The 534-nt window shown below is 46.8% G+C and carries 1 protein-coding gene and 1 pseudogene; both read right to left on the bottom strand.

Annotation, left to right across the window (positions count from 1 at the left end; all coding sequences use genetic code 11):
- A pseudogene (locus R7R24_RS30025) lies at positions 1 to 183 on the bottom strand (DsbE family thiol:disulfide interchange protein); the annotation flags it as partial.
- On the bottom strand, positions 161 to 534 hold a 374-nt coding region (locus tag R7R24_RS30020; protein WP_318120630.1), incomplete at its 5' end, for a cytochrome c-type biogenesis CcmF C-terminal domain-containing protein. The pseudogene R7R24_RS30025 and the gene R7R24_RS30020, both read right to left, overlap by 23 nt.

Here is a 534-nt window from a genome sequence, read left to right as displayed (position 1 = left end):
CAACACCTGAGTGACCTCTTTTCCAGAGATAACCGATACAGCGCTGAAATTTGGAACCATTAGCGTGCTTTCCTTTGCTTGCTCAACGTGGGGGCGGTCAGATAACGCCGCAACGACCACGACTGAAAAGACGGCAACAGCAATAAATAACCCGAATAGTTTAGGCATAGTTTTCGGTGACATTCACGGCCCTCTTTCTTTTGCGATACACAGCCGTCAGTGCGCCAAACACCGCTATCAAACCGCCTGACCATATCCACCAAATCCCCGCCCGGTACTGAACTTTTATCGCATAAGCGTTTGTGCCAACTTTATCCCCCAACGTCAGATAATAGTCTCCGTGCCATAAACTCAGAATCGCGGGTTCAGTCATGTTCATTACTCGCACGGGATAATGGCGTTTTTCAGGTTGTAATACATAGCGAGTCTGATCATCAAGGCGCAAAATGATCCTTGCTTGTTCTGCTGTGTAATTTGGCCCTATTACCCAATCCATACCTTGATAATCGATACCAATGTTTGCTCTTTGATGTG

The organism is Vibrio sp. 704, assembly GCF_033339295.1.
This window is presented reverse-complemented; position numbering and strand designations above follow the sequence as displayed.